This window comes from Pedobacter sp. CAN_A7 (assembly GCF_015752175.1).
In the GTDB taxonomy this organism is placed as follows: Bacteria; Bacteroidota; Bacteroidia; order Sphingobacteriales; family Sphingobacteriaceae; genus Pedobacter.
This window is the reverse complement of record NZ_JADOUW010000001.1, coordinates 361,240-379,600: the sequence shown is the minus strand read 5'-3', so window position 1 is coordinate 379,600 and position 18,361 is coordinate 361,240. Positions and strand designations below refer to the sequence as shown.

19 protein-coding genes and 1 pseudogene are annotated in these 18,361 nt (G+C 37.3%); 17 read left to right on the top strand and 3 right to left on the bottom strand.

The genetic code is table 11. The features are described 5' to 3' along the window. The 3 genes from IWX76_RS01740 (at nucleotide 1) to IWX76_RS01730 (ending at nucleotide 2,301) form a co-directional block, all read left to right on the top strand. A complete protein-coding gene (locus IWX76_RS01740; RefSeq protein ID WP_196858135.1) occupies nucleotides 1–627 on the top strand; it encodes a flavin reductase family protein in 627 nt (208 codons plus the stop codon). A gap of 32 nt (nucleotides 628–659) precedes the next feature. Continuing rightward, entirely contained in the window at nucleotides 660–1,829 is a 1,170-nt protein-coding gene (locus IWX76_RS01735) for an NAD(P)/FAD-dependent oxidoreductase (protein WP_196858134.1), read from the top strand. Between the two features lie 334 nt (nucleotides 1,830–2,163). Next, complete coding sequence (locus tag IWX76_RS01730; RefSeq protein ID WP_196858133.1) at nucleotides 2,164–2,301, top strand: DUF2256 domain-containing protein; 138 nt, start codon at nucleotides 2,164–2,166, stop codon at nucleotides 2,299–2,301. Nucleotides 2,302–2,554: 253 nt separating this feature from the next. Here IWX76_RS01730 and IWX76_RS01720 read toward each other — a convergent pair whose 3' ends face one another. Further along, complete coding sequence (locus tag IWX76_RS01720) at nucleotides 2,555–2,758, bottom strand: type II toxin-antitoxin system HigB family toxin (protein WP_334641337.1); 204 nt, start codon at nucleotides 2,756–2,758, stop codon at nucleotides 2,555–2,557. Nucleotide 2,759: 1 nt separating this feature from the next. Here IWX76_RS01720 and IWX76_RS01715 point away from each other — a divergent pair, with 1 nt between their 5' ends. The 14 genes and pseudogenes from IWX76_RS01715 to IWX76_RS01650 all read left to right on the top strand — a co-directional run bounded on the left by IWX76_RS01715 (nucleotide 2,760) and on the right by IWX76_RS01650 (nucleotide 16,741). Further along, nucleotides 2,760–3,071, top strand: coding sequence for a nucleotidyltransferase family protein (locus tag IWX76_RS01715; RefSeq protein WP_196858132.1), 312 nt, complete (start codon nucleotides 2,760–2,762; stop codon nucleotides 3,069–3,071). After that, a complete protein-coding gene (locus IWX76_RS01710) occupies nucleotides 3,058–3,405 on the top strand; it encodes a HepT-like ribonuclease domain-containing protein (protein WP_196858131.1) in 348 nt (115 codons plus the stop codon). The genes IWX76_RS01715 and IWX76_RS01710 overlap by 14 nt, the downstream gene beginning before the upstream one ends. 352 nt (nucleotides 3,406–3,757) lie before the next feature. Continuing rightward, a complete protein-coding gene (locus tag IWX76_RS01705) occupies nucleotides 3,758–3,925 on the top strand; it encodes a hypothetical protein (RefSeq protein WP_196858130.1) in 168 nt (55 codons plus the stop codon). Between the two features lie 207 nt (nucleotides 3,926–4,132). Continuing rightward, nucleotides 4,133–5,374: an ATP-binding protein gene (locus IWX76_RS01700; RefSeq protein WP_196858129.1), complete on the top strand. Its 1,242-nt coding sequence runs from the start codon at nucleotides 4,133–4,135 to the stop codon at nucleotides 5,372–5,374. A gap of 279 nt (nucleotides 5,375–5,653) precedes the next feature. Next, entirely contained in the window at nucleotides 5,654–7,858 is a 2,205-nt protein-coding gene (locus IWX76_RS01695; protein ID WP_196858128.1) for an AAA family ATPase, read from the top strand. 422 nt (nucleotides 7,859–8,280) lie between these two features. Next, a complete protein-coding gene (locus IWX76_RS01690) occupies nucleotides 8,281–9,435 on the top strand; it encodes an ABC-three component system protein (protein ID WP_196858127.1) in 1,155 nt (384 codons plus the stop codon). Between the two features lie 3 nt (nucleotides 9,436–9,438). After that, the gene (locus IWX76_RS01685) at nucleotides 9,439–9,942 is read left to right on the top strand and encodes a three component ABC system middle component (protein WP_196858126.1); all 504 of its coding nucleotides are present in this window, start codon (nucleotides 9,439–9,441) and stop codon (nucleotides 9,940–9,942) included. Further along, entirely contained in the window at nucleotides 9,942–11,972 is a 2,031-nt protein-coding gene (locus IWX76_RS01680) for a DUF3732 domain-containing protein (RefSeq protein ID WP_196858125.1), read from the top strand. The genes IWX76_RS01685 and IWX76_RS01680 overlap by 1 nt, the downstream gene beginning before the upstream one ends. A gap of 136 nt (nucleotides 11,973–12,108) precedes the next feature. Beyond that, nucleotides 12,109–12,924, top strand: a complete 816-nt coding sequence (locus IWX76_RS01675; RefSeq protein WP_196858124.1) for a hypothetical protein — start codon at nucleotides 12,109–12,111, stop codon at nucleotides 12,922–12,924. Nucleotides 12,925–13,082: 158 nt separating this feature from the next. Beyond that, complete coding sequence (locus IWX76_RS01670) at nucleotides 13,083–14,225, top strand: hypothetical protein (RefSeq protein WP_196858123.1); 1,143 nt, start codon at nucleotides 13,083–13,085, stop codon at nucleotides 14,223–14,225. Nucleotides 14,226–14,457: 232 nt separating this feature from the next. Further along, nucleotides 14,458–15,576: an IS21 family transposase gene (gene istA / locus IWX76_RS01665; RefSeq protein WP_196858122.1), complete on the top strand. Its 1,119-nt coding sequence runs from the start codon at nucleotides 14,458–14,460 to the stop codon at nucleotides 15,574–15,576. 79 nt (nucleotides 15,577–15,655) lie between these two features. Further along, nucleotides 15,656–16,000: a hypothetical protein gene (locus tag IWX76_RS01660; protein WP_196858121.1), complete on the top strand. Its 345-nt coding sequence runs from the start codon at nucleotides 15,656–15,658 to the stop codon at nucleotides 15,998–16,000. Nucleotides 16,001–16,014: 14 nt separating this feature from the next. Next, nucleotides 16,015–16,505 (top strand): annotated as a pseudogene (locus tag IWX76_RS18120) (ATP-binding protein). 17 nt (nucleotides 16,506–16,522) lie between these two features. Further along, the gene (locus tag IWX76_RS01650) at nucleotides 16,523–16,741 is read left to right on the top strand and encodes an ATP-binding protein (protein ID WP_334640960.1); all 219 of its coding nucleotides are present in this window, start codon (nucleotides 16,523–16,525) and stop codon (nucleotides 16,739–16,741) included. Nucleotides 16,742–16,798: 57 nt separating this feature from the next. On the opposite strand, the gene IWX76_RS01645 is transcribed toward IWX76_RS01650, so the two are convergent. Both IWX76_RS01645 and IWX76_RS01640 read right to left on the bottom strand, forming a co-directional pair. Further along, nucleotides 16,799–16,951 (bottom strand): hypothetical protein, encoded by a 153-nt coding sequence (locus IWX76_RS01645; protein WP_196858119.1) that lies wholly within the window; start codon nucleotides 16,949–16,951, stop codon nucleotides 16,799–16,801. A 384-nt stretch (nucleotides 16,952–17,335) separates the two neighbouring features. Then, nucleotides 17,336–18,361 carry a hypothetical protein gene (locus IWX76_RS01640; RefSeq protein ID WP_196858118.1) on the bottom strand — a complete coding sequence of 342 codons (1,026 nt, stop codon included), beginning with the start codon at nucleotides 18,359–18,361 and terminating at the stop codon, nucleotides 17,336–17,338.

The window sequence follows — 18,361 nt, the reverse complement described above, 5'->3', positions numbered from 1 at the left end:
ATGATAAATATTAAGAGTGAGCAGATCTACCAGTTAGAAAAACAGTACAGGATTAGTCTGATTAATAGTTTAGTTGGTTATAAGTCCCTGAATCTTTTAGGAACTGTCAGCAGTGAAGGGATTACTAATTTATGCGTGATTAGTTCGGCTTTTCATTTGGGCGCTAATCTACCGCTTTTGGGTATTGTGATAAGACCAGAACGTGAGCAGAATAGCACGCTTTCAAATATTAAAACCACCGGCCAGTACACTTTAAATAATGTATTGCCTGAATGGTACAAGCAGGCGCACCAAACCAGCGCCTACTACCCATCTAATGTATCAGAGTTTGATACGTGTGGATTTCAAGAGTTATATGTTGATCGTTTTAAGGCACCTTTTGTTAAGCAATCCTCCATTTGTATCGGACTGGAGCTAAGGGAAATTATTGATGTAGAAATTAATGGCACCACTATTCTGATCGGAGAAATCGTTCAAATCTTAGCTGATGATGATTTGATCGCAGAGGATGGTACTGTTGACCATGTGAAAGCAAAGACCATGACTGTAGCCGGTTTGGATGCTTATTTTTTGCCGCAGGCTGTTGGCCGTTTGGCTTATGCTAAGCCAGGAGTTGAGCCTCATTAAATAAATAATCTTGTTAATTCTTGACATTAAATATGGAAAAAGATGTGATTATCATTGGTGCGGGTTTAGCTGGTTTAACAGCTGCTAAAGTTTTAAAGGAAGCGGGTAAATCAGTGCTTGTTATTGAATCTTCTAACGCGGTAGGTGGCAGAGTACAGACAGATGAAGTAAATGGTTTTCTTCTTGATCGTGGCTTTCAGGTTTTATTGGCTGCCTATCCAGAAGCAAAACGCTTTTTAAATTATGAAGCGTTAGCGCTTTGCAAGTTTGACCCGGGTGCTTTGATTTTAAATAAAAAGGGAATCTCCAAGATTGGCGATCCGCTGCGCCAACCACGCGCATTGATAAGCACACTTTTTTCTTCTGCAGGTACATTAGCTGATAAATTTAAGATGCTGAGGCTAAAACTGAAACTTAGCCGCAAGACCATACAACATATATTTTCAGAAAAGGAGATCAGCACTATTGACTATTTAAAAAAAGAGGGGTTTAGCGAAACGATGATCAGTCAGTTTTTCAAGCCTTTTTTGACGGGTATTTTTCTTGAAGATCAGTTGAGCACATCAAGCCGCATGTTTGAATTTGTATTTAAAATGTTTAGCGAAGGAGATGCCGCCATTCCAGCTAATGGAATGGGAATGATTCCTTTACAACTGGCGCAGAGTCTTTCTGCTGATGAATTAGTTTTTAATGAAAAAGTAGAAACTATTGATGGCGGTAATGTGATCACGTCTACAAAATCAGTTTACAAGGCTAAATATATCCTTATTGCCACAAATCCTATTCAAATGCCAGCTCCTTTTCAGCAGCGAGTGGTAAAATCATACCACTCAGTTACTAATATGTACTTTACAGCTGATAAAAAGCCGTTTACCGTGCCGCTGATTGCTTTGAACACTTTATCCGGAAAATTGATTAATAATATTGCTGTCATGGATCAGATATCCCCAGCGTATTCCAGTAACGGCAAGGCTTTAATATCAGTATCTCTTATTGGTAATCATTTTCAGGCGAATCAAACTCAACTTCAGGATAGTGTGATAGCAGAAATGAAATTTTGGTATCCTGATGCCCTCAACTGGAAGCATCTTAAAACGTACCATATCAGTTATGCGCTACCTAATGATGATCAGGTTACTAATCAGCCAGGACATCATCTTCTGAGATTAAATGACCAGTGCTTTGTTTGCGGAGATTATTAATGAATGGCTCAATCGATGCAGCCATGAAAAGTGGCAGACTCGCTGCCGAAGCTATAATTAAGACGGCAGAGCATGGTTAATTGAACTGCAAATATTTAATAAAGTCTAATTTTTACTACTTCATGAAAATGAGTGATTATGAAAAGGGGGAATGGCAGTCTGTATGGGACGGGTTATTTTGGCGGTTTATGCACGTAAATCGTAGCTTCTTTTTAAAGAACCCTCGGTTAGGTATGCTGGTAAATATGTATGATAAGATGCCGATCGAAAAGTAGGATCTTCATCTGATCCATGCTGAAAATTTTTTAGAACAATTGAATAGTAAAACAAACTGATGAATAATGTGAAAAAACAAAATTTACCATCTAAAATTTGCGTGGTTTGCAATAGGAATTTTACTTGGCGCAAAAAATGGGAGAAGCATTGGGACGAGGTTAAATACTGTAGTGATAAATGTAAGAAAAACAAATAATAGGATTTCAGATTTCCTTGAACGTGTACCGAGCAACTCACTTAGTTCATTTTCAGATAAGTTCATTTGTTCCATTCGAAATTTTATAGCTTCTATTGGATTTGGATAAGAAAGAGGATAGTGTATTAATTCATATTCTTTAATTAATAAGCTTAAGACTTCTAATTCATCTGAAATAGCCGAACGCTCTACGATATCAGTTTGCATCAACTCATAAACCCGAGCCAGCGCATCATCGTATTCTTTCTCCGTTCTAATTGGTTTTAACATAACTAATTGTTTTAGCATTTATTTTATCATATTGATTATGCGATCCAAACCAAACAATAAATACGATTTTTAGTCGATACTCAATATCCACGATTAATCTATAATTACTACCATGGATGTTGAATACAGTAGCTAGGCTCCTTAAATATTGGCTTAATTTAGGTTTGAAATTATGATTATATTTGATTATGCAAAAGCCAGTTCAAAATAAGCAATCATTATTGGTTTTACTTAAAGCCAATGGTAAAAAGTTAAAGTCGTTTGGTGTTTTGAATCTAAGCTTGTTTGGATCTTTCATTACTGGTAGATTTCATGCGGATAGTGATGTTGATCTTTTAGTAGAATTCGATCCACAACAAAAGAGTTACGATAATTTCATAGAGTTATCATTCTTTCTAGAAGATTTGCTAGGTCGAAAAGTCGAAATAATAACCCCGCAATCTCTAAGTAAACACATTGGCCCATATATTTTATCTCAAGCCGAGCATGTTCCCTTCTAATATAACGTTATTAAAACATATTTTAGAAGAAACCATCTTTCTACTTGATTCTACAGCTGGCAGAAATAAAGAAGATGTAGTTAATGATCCTATTCTTTCAAGGGCATTAATAAGAAGCCTTGAAATCATAGGTGAAGCTAGTCATAAAATTGATCCTGATTTCAAATCTTTGTATCCTCATGTTGAATGGAAAAAAATGGCAGGAACTAGGAATCGTCTCATTCACGTTTATTTCGGAATAGATTATGATATTGTATGGGACATCATTACATCTAAACTTCCCGATCTCAAGAACGATATAGTTAAAATAATTACAGAACACCAGCTGAGTTAAATTCAACCTTCATTAAGGTTTCATAGCAGCAATGAGACCGGTGGGATTCCCGCTTATACATCTAGCCTAGCAAATTTTTCTCTTACCGGCATGCAGACTCAATACGAGTATCTAATAATCCTCTTAATAGGAGGTAATCAAAATGGAGGCGATCACTAGTATATAAATTACCATATCTGATATTTGAGTTATAATAAAATTATTGTAATATTGAATATGTTAATTAACCTCTCATTCATATTCTCAGTTAACATATTAATTTCAACTGCAAATCAGGTTTATGATGGATTTATATTTTTCCATCACAAGGTTATGCGGTCCAAGTTTTCTTGTCTTTCCATTTTTACTATAAATGCAAATTACTATGCGGGAAATTGCAGCTATACCGATGGTGGCAAAGTTGTTTGGCTTTGCAAGAGTAACTGAGGACTTGAGAAAATTTCTATCTGCAGCTATTGAACATGCAGTAGAGAAAAGGGTGGTGTTGATAGACGGAGAATTTTTGAAAATATCGAATTGATTTTAGAAAGAAAAAGTTAGAAAGTCAATTAAATAAGGGTTTCAATAGATGGTGATTTAGCTTTTGAAGCCAATGGTGGATATACCCCCCCTAGCAAAACATTAATTAACCATCAAAAAAATGAACTAAATCTAGGTGAGTTTATGTTAAATAAATAAAGCAGAATAAACATAATTACTAATCATATTAGCAGGAGTTAATAAATCAATGGAAAAGCACACTTCAAAAATAACAGCAAAGAGCATCGAACAGAGCGGATTGCCAACAGATTACAAGAAAGCCTTGGCGGAATATATTTGGAATGGTTTTGATGCACATGCAACAAAAATACATTTGAACTTTGAATCTAATGAATTGGGACGTTTAGAGTCGTTTTCAATCAGCGATAACGGTAAGGGCGTTAATATAGAAACTATTGATGATAGCTTTGGAAACTTCCTAGATTCAAATAAACGTGACCCATTTAATAAAGAAATTTTTCAAAAAGGGCGAAAAGGAAAAGGTAGATATGCGTTTAGTACTTTTGCTAATAAGTGCATTTGGAACACGACTTTTAAGGATGCTACCGGCAAGTTACTCACTTATGATATAATGATTAACAAGGAAGACCTGCAGAATTTTATAATTGAAAACAGAATCATAAATAAAACAAATGAGACTGGTACGATGGTGAGCTTTTATGATTTTTTTGAACTATCGTCAATATCATTGTTAAACAAAGAGTTCGACCGTTTTTTATCAAGTGAGTTTGGATGGTTTTTATTTCTAAATCGAGACAGGGGTTGCAAAATTATCATCAATGGGGTGAAGCTGGCGTATGAAGATTCTATTGGTGATAGCGAGGAACTAGTCTACGAAGTTGGCGGAGAAAATTTTAAAATTGTGTTTATCCGTTGGAACCAGAAAATCGGAGATAAGTATTTTTTCTATTTCCTTGGTCAGAATCAAAAAGAAAAAGCAAAGAAACATACTTCATTTAACAATAAGGCTATTGAATTCCATCATTCTGTTTATGTAGAATCCCCTTTCTTTGATTCATATCAAGAAACAAGCGACGACAATCCCATCTTTGGGGCTTTTGGCAATAATCAGGCTCACCCTTATTTTAAGACCCTTTTAAAGATGCTTAACGTTTTAGTGTCCCGAAAAGAAAAAGAGTTTATTAGAGATGTTCAAGCCGATAGGCTGATAGAAGACTATCAAGCAAAGGGTATATTTCCAGAATTGAAAATCAAGACTAATGAGTTGGAAAATGTTGTAAAAGAAATTTACTGTGCGGAGCCACGCATTTTCTTGACCTCAAATCTTCAACAAAGCAAGACCCTCATAGGGCTAATAAATTTATTAATAGCCGCTGGTAACGCTCTAAATATCCTCGAAGTAATAGAAGGAGTTGTTGAATTAGGTGATGAAGAAAGGGCAACTTTAACCAGAGTATTGCAAATATAAATACTTTTTTTTAGCGAATGACTATGTATGTTAGATTAAAACATATGGTTACTCAGTGATGGCGCTGTTATATTTTTATTGTTTTGAATTAGGAACGTTATAAATGTTGAATCCCAACTCACACTGAGGATTGTCTCCTATATAGGCTACACTTACGGTTTACCGTAAGAAGACCATTCTAATCATATGTATGTTTGGTTGTTAGAAAATCAATTATTTTATTCAGATAAGCTGCATTCTTAGTTTGTCTATTAAAACAAGACTTAAACCCAATGTCCAATGATTAATGGTGTTCATCTTAAAAATATCGCAACTTATGATTCTACAGGTGTGGAAATCAAAAATCTCAAAAAAATAAATTTTATTTATGGTTCAAATGGTAGTGGGAAAACCACTTTCACTAAGTATCTTTTTGCCCCTGAATCCTATAAAGATTGCAGAACCACGTGGGTGAATGACCAACCAGTAAAACTTTTGATATATAATAAGGACTTTCGTGAGCGTAACTTCGGAAAAGGAAACATTGATGGCGTTTTTACACTTGGTCAAGCAACAAAAGAAGAAGCTGAAAAGATAGAAGAGTTAAAAGCAAGACGCAAGGTGTTGTTAGTAGAAGGTGGGACAAAACGGGAAACGCTAAAAAAGATGACTGAAACGCAGCTAGAACTTGACAATGACTTTAGAGATAGTGTGTGGGCAGCAGTATATAAAAAACATGAACCCAATTTTAAGGAAGGGTTCAGAGGTTATATCAATAATAAGGAGTCCTTTAAGAGCAAGTTTCTTGATGAGAATCAAAAAAATAAAAGTAAACTCTTAGACCTTGAAAAACTTCAAGGCTATGCCCAAACTATTTTTGGGAATAAACCAATACTTCAATCTACTTTAATAATCTTTGAGTTTGATAAAATCAATGAAATTGAGCAAGATGATATTTGGTCAAAAAAAATCATAGGAAAGTCCGACATTAACATTGCTAATCTAATTCAGAAATTCAATATGAATGACTGGGTTAACCATGGCAGAAGCTTCCTTCAAGGAGATCATACTTGCCCATTTTGTCAAGAGGAAACTATCACATTCGAATTTAGAAAGCAACTGGAAGATTACTTTGATGAAACTTTTATCGCCGATACTAAAAAAGTCAAAAATCTTGAAGAAGACTATTCCCTCTTCTCTTCAAATTTATTGAATGTTCTGCATGAGATTGAAATTAATGAAAAGGCAAACAAGAATTCGAAACTTGAGACAGAGTTATTTTCTGCCTATTTGAAAACACTTGACACGCAATTTCAGCATCACAATAATTTAATAAAAGCAAAGTTAAAAGAGCCAAGCAGGTGTATTGAAATAGGATCAACTACGGAACAATTAGGAAATATCATAAATGTTCTTGAGGCAGCAAATAAGGCTATTAACCAGCATAATACTATTGTCAATAATTTTGAAAAATCAAAAGCAGAATTAATAGGAAATATCTGGCAATATGTGATCAACGATTTTTCAACTACAACTCAAAGCTATTTAAGTAAGAGCATTAATGGACAAAAAGGAATTGATGGTATGCAAGCCAAGATAGATAAGTTGTTGAAAGAGTATTCGGAAGTTAATGCAGATATAATCAACAGAAGTAAGAATTTAACAAGTGTACAGCCTTCAGTTGACCAAATAAATCTTACACTTAAGTCATATGGTTTTAATAATTTTATGATCGTCCCTTCCAATATTGAGACAAATAAATATCAGATCCAAAGGGAGGGAGGTGAAATGGCTGTTAATACGTTAAGCGAAGGAGAAATTACATTTATAACTTTTTTATATTTTCTTCAACTCACTAAGGGTAGTGTCACCGAAGATAATATATCAGAAGAACGAATTCTTATAGTAGATGATCCCATTTCAAGCCTGGATAGTAGCATATTATTTGTGATTAGCTCACTGTTAAGAGTGATTATCAAAGATGTAAAGGCAGACAAAGGAAATATTAAGCAATTGATTCTTCTTACTCATAACGTTTATTTCCATAAGGAGGTGTCATTCATTAGTAGTAAAATCAAAGAATGTAAAAACACGAATTATTGGATACTAAGGAAGCACCAAAAGCATACTTGTGTACAAAGTTTCTTAATGATAAACCCCATACAAAGTTCATATGAGCTGTTATGGAAAGAGATAAAGAACAGAGGAGAATGCTCAACTATATCTATACAAAATACTATGCGTCGGATTTTAGAAAATTATTTCAAGATACTTGGCGGAATTTCCGAAGATAACATTGTTGAAAAGTTTACTATTCCAGAAGAAAAGGAAATTTGTAGATCTTTGATGCTTTGGATAAACGATGGGTCGCACTCAATGCCCGATGATCTGTTTATTGAAAAGCAAGATGACGTCATCGAAAAGTACTTTGACGTATTCAAAAGTATATTCATTCATACTAAACATGATCAACATTTTGACATGATGATCGGGCAGCAAAATTAATCATTGGAAAATACTTAATAAGTATTCAATAGAAGACTCTGCTAAAAGGGTAGGGGTAAATTCTAATCTCCATTAAAGCAGTAGTGAGCACCTCGTCATCGAGCATTGAAGTTGAATAAGTTAACAGCCTTTTTTTTTTGTGGACATCATTATAACTGATTGGTATAAGCCTCTGTAATTCTGGTAACAAATAGTTCGGGGTAACTTGGACTGGGGATAATGTGGTCAACTCATCCATAAATGCATTGTTTACATCTCCAGAACTATCTTACGCCACACAACGAGCGGCGATGATGGTAAACTCTGTACGAGGTTCCTGAAAGTTAGGGTTTGCAAATTCAATTAAATGAACTAAACATTATAGGGAAATATACTTTTAGGAAGAAAATATTATACTTTTGAATTAACAAAATATAAACACTATGGGAATACACGCTCCGGGTCAGGTTTTAGGGTACGGTTTGCAATTTCCTCGCGCCCTCTACCACCTGTTACGCTGTGAACCAGATGATAAGGTTGCCATAGAAGTCTTGGGAGATGTTGCAACATTAGCAGCTGATAAATCTTTGATAACCGAAGAAGACAAATCCTCGCAGGTTAGTAATCCTGTAACTGATTTATCAACAGACCTATGGAAAACATTTTACAACTGGGTTGGATTGATCAAGGACAAAAAAATTGACGCATTTAATACCAAGTTTGTATTATATGTTAACAAGAAAGGTAGAAGTGCCATTGTTAATACGTTTGATAAAGCCACTTCTCCCGCTGTCGCAAAAGATGTAATTGACAAAGCAAAGAAAAAACTTAAAAAGTTAGACTCTAACCATGAAATTTGGCCTTATTACGATTTTTTGGTAAACCAAAATGAAGAAACTTTAATAGATGTTATTTGCAATTTCGAATTACAAATATGTGCCGGAGGAGGCTCTGAAGCGGTAAAAACAGAAATTAGAAAAAAGCATATACACGAAACGCAGATTGATTTCATTCATGACAACCTTGCTGGATGGCTACAGACAACAGTTCTGGAGAGACTCGCAAAAAAGGAAGATGCAATAATAAGCTGGGCGGAGTTTGACAAACAATTTCAACCGCTTTTCGAAAGGGCACGTAAAAGGGAACTTATTGACTTTACCTTAACCTATCCACCCGATGCAAAGGAGATTAAAAAACATTTAAAAGAACGGCCCGTCTATATTAAACAGCTGGAAGAAATAAAAGCAGATGACGATTTAATACAGCATGCAGTTACGGATTATCTAAAGGCAAAAGTGAATAGGTATAACTGGATTGAGAAAGAGCTAATAGACGAACCTACAGCAATCGATTTTGAAGCCAAGCTAACTGATTTTTGGGAAAACAGTAAAACTAGAATTCAAATCGTCCATAGTGCCAATGATTCATGTCAAAGGGGGATGCTCCTGTATACCGAATGTAGATCCCGGCAGGAAACTATCAAAGATCAAAGTCCTCCATCGGCAACTATTGCAGGCACTTATCATGCGCTGGCAAACACCACGGAATTGGGCTGGCATCCAGAATGGGAAAGTTCATTTAAAAAACAGAAAAAATAGAATATGGGTGAAATCGTTGAAGAAGTCAAGTTATTCAATACCCCTGCTTTGGGTGCATATCTTTTATGGAAATTTACTGAAGGCTATACAAATGGCCATAAATCTGGTGACGCTCCAATTGCGCTACATCACTTTATAGCATCGGCAATACTAACAAGCGAAAATTTAAAAGTACCCATCAGCAACAAAAGAGAAAACCTGCAATCATACATCAGAAGTTTCGAAGATAATAAAACATCCGACTTACTGTTAGGAATCCATGAGCGCATAAAAGAAAAGATGCATTATACCTGGTCATCAATAGATATTGCAGTAGCCAATGGCTTATTGTTCTGGGACGTTAACACAGGAAAACTATATTATAAAAAACAGGAAAATCAACCTAAACATGGTAATGCTCCCAAACCATCAATTAAAAGAGACGGGGAAAAGGCTGAAATATTGGGCAAATGGTTTTCAGAACACGACCTCACAACAATTACCGCTTATTTTAAAATCCTACTCTGATGCAATTTCAAATATTAAAACTGATTATCTGGCCTAAAAATCAAATGTTTTTACCACAAATAGTCCCATTTGAACCAGGGAAAGTGAATGTAATCACAGGCGCATCCAGAACGGGTAAGTCTGCCATTATTCCAATCATAGATTATTGTCTTGGTTCATTTGATTGCTCAATACCTATTGATACCATCAGGGACTATGCAGTGTGGTATGGAATAGTTATAAAAACGTCGGCTGAAGAAATTCTGATAGGAAGAGAAGTACCGGTTGGTACTACATCTTCGAATAACTTTTTCCTCATGCGAGGTTCAAACCTCGTTCCTCCTGTAACAATCTTTCAGCCTAATGAAAAACTTGACGGGATCAAAAATTTTCTAAACGGATTATCAGGGGTACCCTTTCAGGGGCTTGGAAGCGAAGATAACCGGGGTTATCAGGCCAGATTGAGTTTTAGAGACTTAATGGCCTTCGTATTTCAAAGTCAGGACATTGTTGCAAATCAAAATATCCTGTTTTATAAAACACACTCACATGAGCATCGGGAAAAATTAAGAAATTGGTTCCCATTCATCATAGGTGCTGAAAACATGGATATCCTTACAGCTAGAAATAGAGTACAGGAAATAGAAAAGCAGTTAAGTCGGTTACGTCGGGATTTTGAACGTGCTAAATCAGTGTCCAACTCCTGGGTAGAAAATATGCAAGGACACCTAAGAATCGCACAGGAATACGGTCTTATAGACAAGGCTGGTTTGAGTGACCCTAATCCGGAAATGCTATTGGAAATAGCCAGAACTTTGCTGGAGAACATACCGGATTATTCACAAACCACTATCGAAAACATTGAAGAATCGTCGAAAGAGGTCATGGAGCTGGACGCTTTAGAAGGAAAGCTAAGTTTGAACATTGGGCAGGCGAAAAAAAGATTGTCTGATTTGAACGAATTAAAAAGCGGGTTGAAGGACTATGGTAATTCTGTCCGCAGAAGACAGGATCGGCTGCATATTTCTCAATGGCTTCTTGACATGCAATCTGATGGTCAGGAATGTCCATCCTGCGGAAGTCACGATCATCCGAAAAAAGTAGAAGAAATTACCAAAATATCGACCGCATTTAAAGCCTTGGAATCTGAATCTAAAACCCTTGCTGAGGTTCCGGCATCATTTGCACGCGAGGAAGAAAAGATTAAAGCACAGCTTGCACTGTATCTGGAAGAAAAACAAGAATTACAGGGGAGGATTGATAATATTGCTGCGAAAGACCAGAAAGTCCAGCAGGAAATGCAGAAAAGGAAAAATATGTTTCTCTTTTTAGGCCATCTACAGGCACACTTACAATTTTTTGATAAATTAAGTGATGGAGGTGAATATCAAGATCAGATCAAGGTTTTAGAGGAGGAACTGAAACGCTTAAACAAAGTGGTCGATGCAAATGGAGTTTATAACAGAATCAACGGTGCGACAGCAAAAATCGCAGCTAAAATCCTTTCCCATCTTAAGACTTTAGATGTTGAAGATAAGTATAAGGAAGTTGCACCCAGATTTGACATCAAAGATTTAAATATTTCTGTATTGAGCAACGATAGCCACTGGCATTACTTGGGTCAGGTAGGAAGTGCATCGAACTGGGTCTCATTTCATATAGCATTGATGTGCGCATTACAGGAATTCTTCCTGGAATTGAGGAATTCATCGGTTCCAAGTTTTGTAATTTTTGACCAGCCTAGTCAAGTCTATTTTCCAAAATTAAAAAAGGCACCAGTGGAAGGTGAAGGTATAGATGTGAAATTCGAGGACGACGAGGACGTCACTGCCGTTAAAAATATTTTTAAAACCATTTCAAACTCAATCAAGACATCATCCAATGGTAAGTGGCAGGCGATTATCCTAGATCATGCTGATGACATAATTTATGGCGAAATTGACCTGATTCACGAAGTTGATGTCTGGCGAAATGGAAAAAAGCTTATTCCATTGGAGTGGATTGAAAGTGGTAAACAAAATGACGCGCCCAAGCTACAACCAGACCGCTAATTGATCCGGTCAAGTATCCAGAGAAAAAAATTGTTTACTTATGGACAGATATTGGCCGATCTGTGAAAAAAGCCAGCGTACCTTTCCAAGCACATCGCTAAAGGAAACCTGTTGGAGGCGATCTAGTCGATTAAACTTGCCTATATTACATCCTTTCCAAATGAAACATTTTTACAAAATGAATATGTCAATAGCAAACACCCCAATCCCTGTTTTTCAAGTGCCAGCCGTAATTGGTTCATTTGACCTTTTTCCATTGGAGATTTCCTCTCGTACCGATGTGGTCTACCACGGGACTTCGCTTGCCTACAGCGAGGGCATCGAAACTAATGGGTTTTCGGTAGGTCACTTGCCTGTAGACCGGGCAAAGGTTGAGTTACTAGTGGAGTCGCTGGGAATTCTTGGAGAGATCTCGAACCATAATGCCAATTGTTTCTTACAGGCCAGTCTGAATGCCCCTGGGAGGTTAGACCATTACCTTCAAAAGATTACGACCAACAGTTTTTCTCCCTTGAGCTATACCGCTGCAAGGTACGCCAGTCTGCCGTTGGTAGGTGGTCAGATCATACAATTTATTGCTGAAACTGCTTTGGAAGTGAAAAATAAACTGGAAGCAATGGGGAATGCTTCTGATGATGCTCATATCGAAAACTGCAGTTCAATCATTTTGGAGTGTGAGGGGTATCGCCAAGCTCCGGGAGTTGTCTATGCGGTGAGCATTACCCCTGAATTAGCAGCCTGTTTCAAGTCAAATTTATTGTTCGTGCTCCTATCACAGGTGGATATTCCTCGAGAACATATTGTTGGGAAAATGATCATCCCTTCTGACTTTGTTTTGCCCGCTGTAAGTGAAAAAGAGAAAGTGAAGCTAGGCCAAAAGGTAATACGAGACTCGGGCGTTGCAAACGATATTTATGAACAGGGCGGAGAGGCACCTGACGATTATAATTAATTCATCAGTTTCATGCTTGCAAAAAATATAAGGTCTCCTGCTAAAGGGATAGTTCTATAGTTAGTAGGACTTCATGATTGATTCGAAAATCCGGGAATTAAACGGGAATTTCATTTAAAAGCTATGGATTGTTTTAGCTTTGAAACAAATTTACGCGCATGGCATTTGACTTTGGATTCACTCTGTATTTTCTTGACCCGCCTCAATTGACAATCCTGGAAACATTTTTCATTCAGGTTCAGGGCAAGATTGCGATGTATAAACAGCACGCTGAAACTACCACCCAGCTTTATCAATCAGAAGCCGATGGAAAACTGGCAATTCAGCGGGCAGAATTTAAAGCTGCCATGGAGGAGGCAAACCTCGTCTACAAACGTGTTTACGAGGAAACCGGCGGAAGTGAGGATGATAAACATGGCAATGCAACCCACGAGTCGGGCACCCAGGAAATCGAGCACCATTATACCATTGGGGAAGAAGACCTGAAGGCCAGTTTTTTGGAAATTGCCGATCATTATAACAAATCTTCGTTGGTTACGCTTTACGCCCTGCTGGAAACTGAACTTCGCCGCCTTTGTGATCATCTGCATAGTACGTTTGGTCTAAGATTTACTGTGGAGCGCTTTGAAAAAACGGATTACCTGAAGTCGATCATGGAATATATCTCGCTTGTTGCGGATATTGACATAACCTCGGTCGAGCCAAAAATGAATAAACTGCAAGGACTGCAATTCTTACGGAACAGGATCATGCATAACGGTGCTGAGTTTACAATTAAACTAAACCAAAAATTGGATGATTTGGTTGCCAGTAGTGATGGCGGACTGGTTTTGGAGCTAATTCCGGAGGAACTGTCGCGTGTGTTGCGTGTCCGCTCAAAGTTCATTTCACCCTATTACACAATTATCAGTGATTTCTTCTTTGATCTGTTCCGTTCACTGAATGTTAAGTTGGGATTTACGATTCTAGCTGACAGGATATCTTTCCTGTTCGGCTTCATAACCAGGCAAGCTGTTGCCACCTTTGTTTCCCAAAGTGATGTTGCCAGTGGGAAGCAGTATCTCTTTTTAATTGAATCCGATGATTTTGAAAATCTATTTTCGTTCAATCTAAAATTGACAGTTACTGCTGCGAATACTGAGCAGGTCATAATTACCAATCAACTCAATGAGGTTGACCGAATGGAACGCTTGGTGGAACAGCTTAACGAAAATCCAGCTGTACTCCGTCTGGCATTGAATGGATATTTTTTTCCAAACAAGTCACATAAAATTGAAATCATGCTTTATTCCCAAAGCTAGACAGGACAGAAATTTTCCAACTATGTTGAAAATTGACGTGAGCGGAATTTCTTTGATTAGATGCATTTCCCAAATTCAACCCCTAACATCCATTTCGGGGAGCGGTTGTTATCTGATTGCATATATCAGTCTATAACGGGCCGCCTGTATCGGTGATACTGGGCCAGTCCTATCGGTGATACCGGGCCAATTTAAACAAAGCAGTATTTTACAGCAAACAACTCTGTAGAATATGGCCGGCCACCGAAAAGACATGTTAGATATTCAACGTATTATTCAATTAAAAGCCCGTGGTGAAAGTAACCGTTCGATCGCCAGACTATTAGGGATAAACCGCAAAACTGTTAATGAGTATGTCCTGAACCTAGTTGGCTCGGTCAAAGATTTCTCAGTGTTAAGCCGTCTCGATGAAGAATCACTGGTTTCTATCTTGCCTGAAGCGAAAGTATTCAATACGCCACAGGCCTATCTGGATTTACAGGCGCTGGTTCCCACTTACAAAAAAGCCCTTAAGCAATCAGGATTCACCTATTTAAACATCTGGGAAGAATACCGAATGAAATATCCTGATGGATATGGCTACACTCAGTTTAAGGAGCAGATACAAAAGGCATTTGCCATTCAGCAGGCATCCTTTCATATGGAACAGATTATGGGAGGGAAATTACTGATCGACTATGCTGGTGATAGGCTAATTCTCACCGACCGGGAAACAGGCGTAACACGACCCGTAGAGCTTTTTGTTGTTATTCTTGCTGGTAGCGGTTACACTTTTGTGGAGGCCAGTGAAAGCCAGCAGAAAGCGTCATTTCTGAATATTATGCGGCGAAGCCTTGAATTTATCGGTGGTGTACCCAAACTGATCGTTACAGATAACCTGAAATCGGCAGTCACACAGGCTCACCGGTATGAACCGGAACTCAATAAAGACTTTAAAGCCTTTGCCCTTCATTACGGTACTGCGGTGTTAGCCACCCGTGCACGAAAACCAAAGGATAAGGCATTAGTAGAAAATGCGGTCAGACTAGTCTATCAGCGGATCTGTTTTGCTTTAAAAAATCAGGTGTTCTTTGACTTGCATACACTCAATGCGGCCATCAAGCGATTATTGGAACTTTATAACCAAAGAATGTATCAGCAAAGGGAAACCAGCCGCACCGAACTGTTCCTGGAACAGGAACAGCTGCTACTTTCCCCATTACCCGCCCAAGCTTTCACTTTAATCACCTATAAACAGGCTACGGTCCAGAAGAACTACCATGTGTTCATCGGCGAAGACAAGCACTATTACAGTGTTCCTCATCAATATATCGGTAAAAGTAGAGCTCCGTTACAACGAAACACTCCTTGAAGTCTATTCTTCCGGTTCTAGAATAGCTTCACATCCCAGAAGCAAAAAAAGTGCATGCTTTACTACTAATACCAGCCATATGCCTGATAACCATGTATTCATGCAAGGATGGAATATGACAGACTTTTTAGCCTGGGCAAAATCAAAAGACCAGGTTATCCATGACTATGTAGAGACTGTATTTGCACAGCGCGCACATCCGGAACAAGCCAGCCGGTCTTGCTGGGGCATACAGCGACTGGGAAAAATCTATGGAATTGAGCGTCTTAAAAGTGCTTGTATACGGGCAGCAGACTTTGAGCAGTACGGCTATAAAGTACTAGAATCGATACTGAAGCAAAACCTTGATCAGCAGGATCATGATCAAGAACAGAATTGTCTGCCAGTGCATGATAACCTGCGTGGGGCCACTTATTATCAATAATCCAATAGACAAATATGAATACACAACAAACATTAGAAAAAATGAAAAGCTTGCGCCTTCCAGGAATGCTGCAGGCTTACAGCAGCAGTATTGAAAGCCAAGGGCATTTACAGTTGACTGCGGACGAACTTCTCAGCATGCTGGTTGATGCAGAATGGCAGGACAGATCAAATAAAAAAGTAGTTAGGTTAACACAGGGGGCAGCTTTTCGTTACTTATCTCACTTATCTGAGATCAACTATCAGGCAGCCAGAGATCTGGATAGAGAATTACTGAACAGGCTTGCAACCTGTCAGTTTATTCAGCAAAAAGAGAACATCCTGATCACTGGCCCTACAGGTGTTGGCAAAACTTTATCGCGTCGGCTCTTGGCCATCAGGCTTGTGCTATGGGCTACAGAGTCGCATATTACAATACAGCCAAACTCTTTACCAGATTGCATGGAGCCCGGGCTGATAACTCATTATATAAAGAAATCGCCCGCATAGAAAACAGGACCTACTGATTCTGGATGACTTTGGTTTGCTGAATTTAGATAAACCGCAGAGGGATCTTTTAATGGAAATTATTGAGGATAGGCATAATAGCAAATCAACCATTATTGCCTCTCAGTTACCGGTAAGTACATGGTATGAAGTGATTGGCGAGGGAACAATTGCGGATGCAATCCTGGATCGACTTGTACACAGTGCACACCGCATAAGTTTATCAGGAGAATCCCTGAGAAAAGTGAAAAAATAATCCTATAATTACTGGCCCCGTATCACCGATACAGCTGGCCCACCTTCAAGCGATACACTAGTGGTCGTATTCAGCCAGCGCCTGCGTTTGATGTGAAGAAAAACCTTTAGAAAGCAGCTTCTCTCCATCAGGCACATCTGGCGTCATATTGACTTCCTGAAGATCTAAATGAAATACATCTTTCTTCTTTCCGAACTTCCTTAAGTTCAAAAAAATCAAGAATAAAATCTGGGAGTATAAGCTTATTAAAGAATGGTAACCGTCATGTATGAAGTAAGAAATCTAAACAATCAAAGTTAAAAATATAAGACTTACTCCACAAGTTGACTTGATCCGAATTAATGCCAAGGAACCCATACCTATTGCGAAAATCAATGTTTATTCATTATCTGGGAGGTTTTTAAATTGGTACTCACCTAATGACTCACCTTTATTTTGTACGTTTTTGCTGCAAATGCTATATGTAAATGTAATTTTATTTTAGTTGAAATACTCAATCATGCTTTAGATATTCTTACTCTAATAAGCTGTGTATTGTTAATGTCTTCTTCCTTTTGCATAGCTTAAGCGCATTAAATGAGATGACATATTTTTTTATGGTTGTATTGCTTCTAAAAATGGTATTTTAATAACATTTTTATCAGAATATCTGTTTTTTTTTAACATACCAATATATTTGTCATGTTGAATTCCCTCATTTTTTAATGCAACGTATTGTTCTTCATAATACATCAACATATCGTTGCTACAGCAAAAAGCAATATAATTTTCTGATATACCGAATAATCTTTCCCAATTTCTAACTTCTTCATCAAAACCTATACAAGAAAAAGTGATGTTCATATCAGATTTAGCCATACCTATTCCATACGTCTTACTTAATGATATAGTTATATCTATATCAGGTGTATCTCTTCTAAAGGGATAAAATGTTTTGATTTTCTCATTCCCAATAAATCCCTTTCCTTTTTTCTTTTTGGGCGTACGAATCGGATTTTGCTCTAACTTATATTTTGAATTACAAGTATCACAGATAGGAATAAGATTTTTAAAGTTTACAGATGAAAAAGGAAATAATCCCTTTGGAAAATAGTGATCAAGTGCACTTCTCTTAGAATGGAACTGTCCAAGAATATTACCGATCCCACAAAATCGACAAGTAAGATCAGCTCCAGCAAATTTCCTATAGTAGGATTCGACTTTACCATACACTGAATAAAACGCTTCTAGATTAATAGAATGCTTATAAAGATGGTCACAGAAAACCTTCAGATATTTAGCTAAGTCGGCATTTAAATTAATTATGTCCTCATATAAAACTGGATTAAGTTCACCAGTGCACAATTTTCTAATTTGATTGTTATTTAGTACTGCACTCTTCAAAAGTTTTAAATCCTTTTTTTTTAACACATTTTTACATATTAAAAAAGATTCACTTATTGGCTTTAGTATATATTCATCATTTACATTATCGACTAAATCTCGATACTTAGGAAGTAGCAGTAATGAGCTAAATTGATCTGATATGTGCGGTTTGCACAATACATCAATCACTAAATGATTTACAAAAGACTGTATCTTATGGATATCATGTTTTTGAATTTTATAAGGCTTTAACAT